This window comes from Streptomyces sp. NPDC037203 (assembly GCF_055605065.1).
On the sequence record NZ_JBVJUC010000009.1, the window covers coordinates 112,311 to 120,051 of the forward strand.

Genomic DNA, 7,741 nt, shown 5'->3' on the forward strand with positions numbered 1-7,741 from the left:
GACGGCGGTGGGCCGGCCCCGGCGGCACGAGCCGCGGGGGCCGGCCCACCCGGCGCTTGCCGCCGCGGTGTGCGTGCGCCGCCGCCGACGAAGGCCATGGCGGACGGCCGCCTCGGTCACCCGCTCGCAGGCACGCCCACCGCGCCGGCGGCCGGCAACCGCACCTCGCCCTCCTGGAACCCCAGCTCGTCCAGGGCGTACCGCAGTTGTCCGACATGCCGGGGTGTGAGCAGGCCCGTGTCGTCGAGGTGGACGGCACATGCCGTGGTGGTGTCGACAAGTCGCTCCAGGACATCCGCGACGGCGTCCGTGCCCGCCGTGTGCCGGGCGAGGGCGGGCAGTTCGGCGGCGGCGAGGGCGATGGTGGCGCGGGCCTCGGCGAGGGTGCGGTAAGCCTCCCGGCGCAGCGCCCACCGTTCGGCGCGGTCGTCGTCTCCGCCGAGGACGTGCACCAGGTAGGCATGCGCGGCGCTCCCGGCCGCCGCGAGCCGTGCCCGTACCCTGCCGCCGCGCTTCCCCGGCACCGGCAGATGCCCGGTGATGAGCACGAGCGCGCAGGCCAGCAGGGTCTCGCTGATCCGGCTGACGCAGGCCCCCGGCTCGCCGCCGGTCATGACCAGGGCGAGGACGAGGACGGTGACGACGGCGGTTTGCGCGGCGAAGTGCCGGGTGGCGACGGGAAGGAGCGCCCCGCACACCGCGACCAGGGCGATCAGCCCGGCGGGCCGGGGCAGCAGCGCCGCCAGCCCTGCGAACGCCAGGGCGCCCAGCACGGTCCCGGTGGCCCGGCACAGCACTCGGGAAGCCAGCGGCCCGAGGTCGGGCTTGACCAGGAAGGCGGCGGTGGCGGGCAGCCAGTACCAGTGCCGGCCGGGCCACGGGGTGTGGTGCAGCGCCTGGGCGATGGCGGTGGCGGCCCCGAAGCAGACGCAGACCCGCCACCCGTACTCGCGGCCCCCGCTGCCGATCACCGCGCGCAGTGCCTTCCGGGCACTTGGCCGGCGCCCCACCAGCCCCCGGTCGGCGCCCTCACCACGGTCGAAGGCATCGGCCGCACGCAGCAGGGCCTCGTCGAGGGCGCGCAGGGCGGCGTCCGACCGGTGGGGGGCGGGCAGCGGGCCGGGGCCGGTGTTGCCGCGGACGGCGGCGGCGAGCCGCCGGGGCCCTTCCGAGGCCCGCGCGGAGACCGGCTCCCCCGACCAGAACAGGGCGGTGGCGGCCTCGGCGAGGGGTAGCGCGGCCGCGAACTGCGCGTGCAGCCGGCGCTCGGTGGCCGAGCTTGCGTACCGGCGCAGCCGGGGTCCGGCGAGGGCGTCCTGGGCATGGTCGAGGGCGGCGGTGAGCGCGGCCCGCCGCGCGGTGGCCCGTTCACCGCCGACGGCGTCGAGGAGCGCGGCGACGGCGTCGTACACCCCGGCCACCGCCTTCCTCTCCCCGTCGAACCGGAAGTCCCCGGCGAACGAACCGGGCGTGGGCAGAGCGAGCCGCAGCACGAGCAGCCAGCCGGCCCCGGCGAGGAAGGCGAGCGCCCGTTGCCAGCCGCTCTCGGCGGCCGGCATCCCGGCGCCGAGCGCGGCGCCGACGAGCAGTTGCGTTCCCGCGGCGGACGCGACGGCCCCGACCGCGCTGATGCTCCCGGCGACCAGCCCGAGCAGGGTGAGCACCAGGGTCAGCGGCACGGCGGCCAGTTCCCGCCCCGCGTACGTCCCCGCGAGCAGCCCGAGCGCTCCCGCGAGCGCGGGCACCCCGAGCCGCTCGACCGAGGTCCGGCGGCTGCCGGGCCGGTCGTTGATGCCGGCGAGCATCGCGGCGATGGCGGCGAGGACACCGGGGGCGGTGTGTCCCGTACCGACGCCGGCGAGCAGCAGCGGCCCGGCGGCGAGTGCGCCTCGGGCCACCGCGCTCCAGGGCACGGGACCGCGCTGGGCGCGCAGGGCGTGAGCGAGCCAGAGGGGTGCGGCGGGCCGGGACACGGGGGCCTCCTGTCGTACGCGGGCGGGTTCTGCGCTGCCTGCGGACGACAGTGGCCGGGCGTGCTGCGCTTCCACGGTAGAAGGCGTTCTCGGTGCGAACACGGCGATCACGTTTCAGGAAGGTGAAAGGTGGCCGCGGCGGGCATGCGGAAGCCCGGCGCGCCGCGTCGCGTTCCGTCTCCCGGCCGCCCGGTCAGGCCGCCGGGTACGGCAGGAGTCCGCCGTCGATCCGCTCCCAGGCCGACTTGAGTTCGGCCAGCAGCGCGGGCCGGTCGGCGGCGAGGTCGGCCTGCTCGCGGGCGTCCGCGGCGAGGTCGTACAAGTGGTCCCTGCCCTGGGCGTCCTGGTAGTACTTCCAGCCGCCGCGCCGCAGCGCGCGGTTGCCGCGCACCCGCCAGAACAGGTCCCGTTGCGGGACGTCCTCCCCGCGCAGCAGATATCCGGCGAGGCTGTGCCCGTCCAGCGGGTACTCCGGGTCCGGCCGGGCTCCGCCCAGTTCCAGCAGGGTGGCGGTCCAGTCGGGGGAGTAGACGGGTTCGTGACTGACCTGGTGACCGTCCACGGCGGCCGGCCAGCGCAGCACGGTGGGCACCCGGATGCCGCCCTCCAGCAGTTCGGACTTGCCGCCGCTGAGCGGCCACTGGTACGAGAAGCGCTCGCCGCCGTTGTCGCTGGCGAAGACGACGACGGTGTTCTCCTCCTGCCCGGAGCGGCGTAGCGCGGCGAGCACCTCGCCGATCGACGCGTCCAGGTTCTCCACCATGTCCCTGTACTTCTCCACCGAGCCGCCGTCGGTGTGCTGGAGGGCGCCGAGGACGTCCCCCGCGCGGATCTTCGCGGCGATCCCCGCGGCCGTCTCCTCGTCGTCCTCGGTCAGCCACGGCCAGTGCGGGGTGGTGAAGTTGAGGTTCAGCAGCCAGGGTCGGTCGTGCCGGCGGCCCACGTAGTCCACCGCCCGCTCGGTCAGGACGGTGGTGTAGTAGCGCAGGTCCTTGTAGGTGGCATCCCCTTCGTACAGGTCGTAGTCGCCGAGCTGGCCGAGTTTCGAGAAGTACTCCAGCGCGCCGCCGAAGTTGCCGAAGAACTCGTCCCAACCGGACTTGGTGGGGCTGTAGTCCGGAAGCCAGCCGCAGTGCCACTTGCCGATCAGCGCGGTCGCGTATCCGGCCCGCTTCAACAGCGAGGCGATGGTGGGGTGGTGCGGGTCGAGACCCTGCGTTCTGCTGCCGATGGGCTCGGCCAGCCCGCCCTTGGTGCGGCCGGGATAGCGGCCGGTGTAGAGGCTGAACCGGGTGGGGGAGCAGGTCGCCGAGCCGGAGTAGGCGTCGGTGAAGCGCACGCCTTGGCGGGCCAGCCGGTCGAGGTTCGGGGTGCGGATGTGCGGGGCGCCGTAGCAGGAGAGATCGGCCCAGCCCATGTCGTCGCCGAGGATGAACAGGAAGTTGGGCCGCCGTCCGGGCCGGTACCCGCTCCTGGCCCGGAAGGGTCGCTCGGCCGCTTCCTGCGCCGCGGCGGACGACGCCGCGGCGGACGACGCCGCGGCGGCGGGTCCGGCGACGGCGGTGAGCGCACCGCCGCCCACCAGACCACCGAAGGCGCGACGGGAAACACGTGATATGTCGGGCATGAGGCATCCTTGTTCGGGCGGCCCTCGTGACGGGACGCGGATCAGCGGGCGGCACACCACCGCGCACACCTCACAGCGCCGTCGTGCACGGGCCGTGTGTGGGCGAGGGGATACGGAAGGGGTGTGCGAGACAGCCCCCGTGCACGGAAGTCCCGGATCACCAGGGGTTGTCCGGAGGCTGGTGATCAGCGGTTCCCAGGGGGGCGAAAAGCTCTGCGGGCTCAGCGACAGAGGGCGCTGGACTGCCGGCACAGGTCGACGTGCCGCCGCACCACGAGCGTGGCGTGCGCACGTCGACGATCGGCCGGCAGTCTCATGGCCAGGGAGGCTGCCAGCGAGGGAAGCGCCGCGTCAAGCGGCGTCCGCGCAGTGGGATGTCCGGCCGGAGAGCGCGATCCGCTCGTGATCCGCGAACCCCCGTCCGCGCCAAGCGCGTTGCGACCTCGCCTGCGCGGTGGCAGGCGGTGTGACTCCGTGTCACAGGGCCCGAGTCGTGGCGGTGTCGCGGAGGAGTCCGGCGAAGGTCAGGGCGGCGGGGGTGGGAGCGTGGTCGGCCATGCGCACCAGGAGGATGCGGCGGATGGGGGCCGGCGGTTGGAGGGGCAGGACGCTGACACCGGGTCGGATGCCCTCCAGGGCCAGGGTGGGCGCCAGGGCGACGCCGATGCCCGCGGCGACCATGGCCTGGGCTTCCTGGTAGTCGTGGGCCTCGTAGACGATGTGGGGCTCGAAACCGACGGCGCGGCAGCCGCGGACGAGGGCTTCGGCCACCGGATGATGTTCGGCGCGCGTGATCCAGGGGTCGTGGGCGAAGTCGGCGAGTGAGGCGGTGCCGCCGTCGGCGAGTGGATGGCGGTCGCTGACGAGAAGGGCCGGCGGGTCGTCGAGGAGCGGGGTGACGACGATGTCCTCCCGGTCGATCCGGCTCCAGTCGTAGTCCCACATCAGCGACAGCTCGATCTCCCGGTTCTCCAGCATGGTCCACAGCCCGGCGATGCGGGCGCTGCGGACGGTCAGCCGTACGTCGGGGTGGGCGTCACGGAAAGCGATCACGGCCTGCGGGAGGAGCGAGGCGCCGACCGTGGGGAACGTGCCGATGCGCAGGGTGCCCGCCCGCAGGCCGGCGTAGTCGGCGAGTTCGTTCTGCGCGGCCTCCAGTTCGCGTTCGATCCGGTGCCCCCGCGCGGCCAGTGCCCGGCCGGCGTCGGTGAGGGTGACGCCCCGCGCGTGGCGTTCGAGCAGCGGCTGGCCCGCCTCCGTTTCCAGCCGGCTGATCTGCTGCGATACCGCTGACGGTGTGTAGTTGAGGGCACGAGCTGTCGCGGTCACCGAGCCGCGCCGGGCGACCTCCGTGAACAGCAGGATGCGCCGGACGTCGAGCATGCCGCTACCTCCACCGTTCACTCCAGCTTAATAGCCATGCAGATTTCCGAGATTGTACTTCACGCAGCCGTAACCCACCGTGGAGGACACCACGCACGGCGAGACCGTCGGTGGACCCCCCTTCCCTGGCTGTGAGGAGTCGGTTGTGCTGCGTCTGCAGGGCGAGATGATCCGCGGAGGAACCAGCAAATGCTGGATCTTCGGCCACCACGACGTGGCCGCCACGGGCGTGGACGCCGACGCCCTCCTGCTCGCCGCCTTCAACGCCGCCGACCCCCGCCAGATCGACGGCGTCGGCGGCGCCTCCTCCACCACCTCCAAGGCCGCCGTCGTACAGGCGTCGACCCGGCCGGGTGTGGATGTCGAGTACGCCTTCGCACAGGTCGGGATCGGCGACGAGCGCGTGGAGTGGGCCAGCAACTGCGGCAACTGCGCCACCGCCGTGGCCCTGTACGCCGTCCACCACGATCTCGTGCCGATCACCTCGGGCACCACCACGGTCCGCATGCTCAACGTCAACACCGGGGCCCGCCTCACCGGCACGATCCCCACCCCCGCGGGCGTGGCCCCGGAGGAGGGCACGGCCAGGGTGCCGGGCACCTCGGCGCCGGGCGTGCCGGTCCTGCTCGGGTTCCAGGATCCGGCGGGCTCGACGACCGGCCGGGCACTGCCGACCGGCCGGGCACTGGACGAGCTGACCGGCCCGGACGGTCCCGTCGAGGCGTCCCTGGTGGACGCCGGCGCGCCCGCCGCGCTGTTCGAGGCCAAGGCGTTCGGCCTTGAAGGCACGGAGTCCCTCACCGCGTTCGCCGCCGCGGTCCCCGCGCTGACGCTGCTGCGCCGCCAGGCGGCGCTGGCCATGGGCCTGGCCCGCGAGGACGATCCGGTCAGTCACGCGGTGCCGAAGGTGGGCATCGTCGCCCGGCCTGCGCGCTATCGCACCGCGCAGGGGAACCTCGTCGACCAGGACGAGTACGACCTGGCCGTGCGCATGGTCTCCATGCACGCCCCGCACCCGGCGATCGGCCTGACCTCCGCCGTGGCCCTGGCCACGGCCGCCGCCACCCCTGGCACCCTCGCCCACCGCGTCGCCCGGCAGACCGCCGACGGCACGCTGCGCCTGGGCACCCCCGCCGGCGTGGTCACCACCCGAGCCGTTCCCGCACCGGACGGCGCGTCCCCCACGGTGCTGCTGCACCGCGCCGCCCGGCGTATCGCCCGAGCCGAACTCCTCGTCCCCGTCCTGGAAGGACGCCCCGCATGAGCCGCAACGACGCCGTTCCGGGTACCGTCACCCCACCACCGGGCCGCATCCGGCGGATGCTGTCCCATCTCTACGTCCAGTGCCTGATCGCCGTCCTCCTCGGCGCCGCCGTGGGCGGGCTGTGGCCGTCCTTCGGCGCCGACCTGAAGCCGCTCGGCGACGGCTTCATCGCACTGGTGAAGATGTTCGTCGCGCCGGTCATCTTTTGCACGGTCGTCCACGGCATCGCCTCCATGGGCAACGCCCGCGCGGTCGGCCGGGTGAGCCTGAAGGCTCTGGTCTACTTCGAGGTGCTGACCACCGTGGCCATGGTGGTCGGCCTGATCGTCGTCAACGTCGTCCAGCCGGGCAGCGGTCTGCACGTCGACGCTTCGGCCCTGTCCGGCAAGGGCCTGCCGCCGGAGGCGGCCACGGCCCACGAGGGTTTCGCCGCTTTCCTGCTGGCCATCGTCCCCGCCACCCTGGTCAGCGCCCTGACCGGCAACGAGATCCTGCCGGTGCTGCTGGTGTCGGTGCTCATCGGCTTCGGCCTGCACGCCAGCGGGGAGGCCGGTGCGAGCATCGCCCGTGGCATCGAGAAGTTCTCCACGGTCCTGTTCACGCTCATCCGCTGGATCATGCGGCTCGCCCCCGTCGGCGCGTTCGGCTCGATGGCCTTCACCATCGGCCACTACGGCCTGGGTACCCTGCGTCACCTGGCCCTGCTGGTCGGCTCGTTCTGGCTGACCTCCCTCCTCTTCGTCCTGGTCGTCCTCGGGACCGTGATGCGCCTGAACGGACTGCGGCTGCTGCCCTTCCTGCGTTACATCAAGGAGGAGCTGCTGATCGTCCTCGGCACCTCGTCCACCGAGCCCGTCCTGCCGCGCATGATGGCCAAGCTCCAGCACATGGGCGCCTCGAAACCGGTCGTCGGCATCACGCTGCCCGCCGGATACTCCTTCAACCTCGACGGCACCGCCATCTACCTGACCATGGGCTCGGTCTTCCTCGCCCAGGCCCTCGGCATCGATCTCAGCCTCACCCAGCAGCTGGCCATGCTCGTCGTCATGCTGCTCACCTCCAAGGGCGCCGCGGGTGTCACCGGCTCCGGCTTCGTCGCCTTGGCCGCCACGCTCGGCACAGTCCCGCACGTCCCGGTCGGCGCCCTCGCGCTGATCTTCGGTGTCGACCGGTTCATGTCCGAAGCCCGCGCCCTGACCAGCCTGGTCGGCAACGGCGTCGCCACCCTGGCCGTCGCCCGCTGGGAAAGCGAGCTCGACGAGGACCGCGCCAGGTCCGTCCTGCGCGGCGAGATGCCCTACGCCCCCGGCCCCGCTCCTGCCGCCGTGCCGGCTGAGCCCGTCCCGCAGGAGGCACCCGCCGCAACCCACGCCCCCGTTCCCGTCGCACGCTGACACCGCATGGGCGGGGGGGGGCCGGGGGGGACGCGGTAGGGGGTCCCGCCCCCCCCCCCCCCCAACCAGAGAAGGTGCTTGCCCCCCACCTCTTCTCCCA

The 7,741-nt window shown here is 73.5% G+C and carries 6 protein-coding genes; 2 read left to right on the top strand and 4 right to left on the bottom strand.

Features of this window, described 5'->3' with window-relative positions; genetic code table 11:
- Positions 1-116: 116 nt before the first annotated feature.
- The 4 genes from ACZ7EC_RS23825 to ACZ7EC_RS23840 form a co-directional block, all read right to left on the bottom strand.
- Entirely contained in the window at positions 117-1,973 is a 1,857-nt protein-coding gene (locus ACZ7EC_RS23825) for an FUSC family protein (RefSeq protein ID WP_471065472.1), read from the bottom strand.
- 193 nt (positions 1,974-2,166) lie between these two features.
- Positions 2,167-3,600, bottom strand: coding sequence for a sulfatase family protein (locus ACZ7EC_RS23830; RefSeq protein ID WP_471065474.1), 1,434 nt, complete (start codon positions 3,598-3,600; stop codon positions 2,167-2,169).
- 221 nt (positions 3,601-3,821) lie between these two features.
- Complete coding sequence (locus ACZ7EC_RS23835; protein WP_471065475.1) at positions 3,822-3,917, bottom strand: putative leader peptide; 96 nt, start codon at positions 3,915-3,917, stop codon at positions 3,822-3,824.
- Positions 3,918-4,077: 160 nt separating this feature from the next.
- On the bottom strand, positions 4,078-4,983 hold the full coding sequence (locus tag ACZ7EC_RS23840) for a LysR family transcriptional regulator (RefSeq protein WP_471065476.1): 906 nt from the start codon (positions 4,981-4,983) through the stop codon (positions 4,078-4,080).
- A gap of 145 nt (positions 4,984-5,128) precedes the next feature.
- Here ACZ7EC_RS23840 and ACZ7EC_RS23845 point away from each other — a divergent pair, with 145 nt between their 5' ends.
- Positions 5,129-6,247: a PrpF domain-containing protein gene (locus tag ACZ7EC_RS23845; protein WP_471065478.1), complete on the top strand. Its 1,119-nt coding sequence runs from the start codon at positions 5,129-5,131 to the stop codon at positions 6,245-6,247.
- The gene (dctA, locus tag ACZ7EC_RS23850; RefSeq protein WP_471065480.1) at positions 6,244-7,641 is read left to right on the top strand and encodes a C4-dicarboxylate transporter DctA; all 1,398 of its coding nucleotides are present in this window, start codon (positions 6,244-6,246) and stop codon (positions 7,639-7,641) included. The genes ACZ7EC_RS23845 and dctA overlap by 4 nt, the downstream gene beginning before the upstream one ends.
- Positions 7,642-7,741 lie beyond the last annotated feature (100 nt).

What these genes read in the sequence shown, in the direction of transcription:
- ACZ7EC_RS23835 (WP_471065475.1), bottom strand. Translation starts at nt 3,917, where the DNA reads ATGAGACTGCCGGCCGATCGTCGACGTGCGCACGCCACGCTCGTGGTG.
- dctA (WP_471065480.1), top strand. Translation starts at nt 6,244, where the DNA reads ATGAGCCGCAACGACGCCGTTCCGGGTACCGTCACCCCACCACCGGGC.
- ACZ7EC_RS23830 (WP_471065474.1), bottom strand. Translation starts at nt 3,600, where the DNA reads ATGCCCGACATATCACGTGTTTCCCGTCGCGCCTTCGGTGGTCTGGTG.
- ACZ7EC_RS23840 (WP_471065476.1), bottom strand. Translation starts at nt 4,983, where the DNA reads ATGCTCGACGTCCGGCGCATCCTGCTGTTCACGGAGGTCGCCCGGCGC.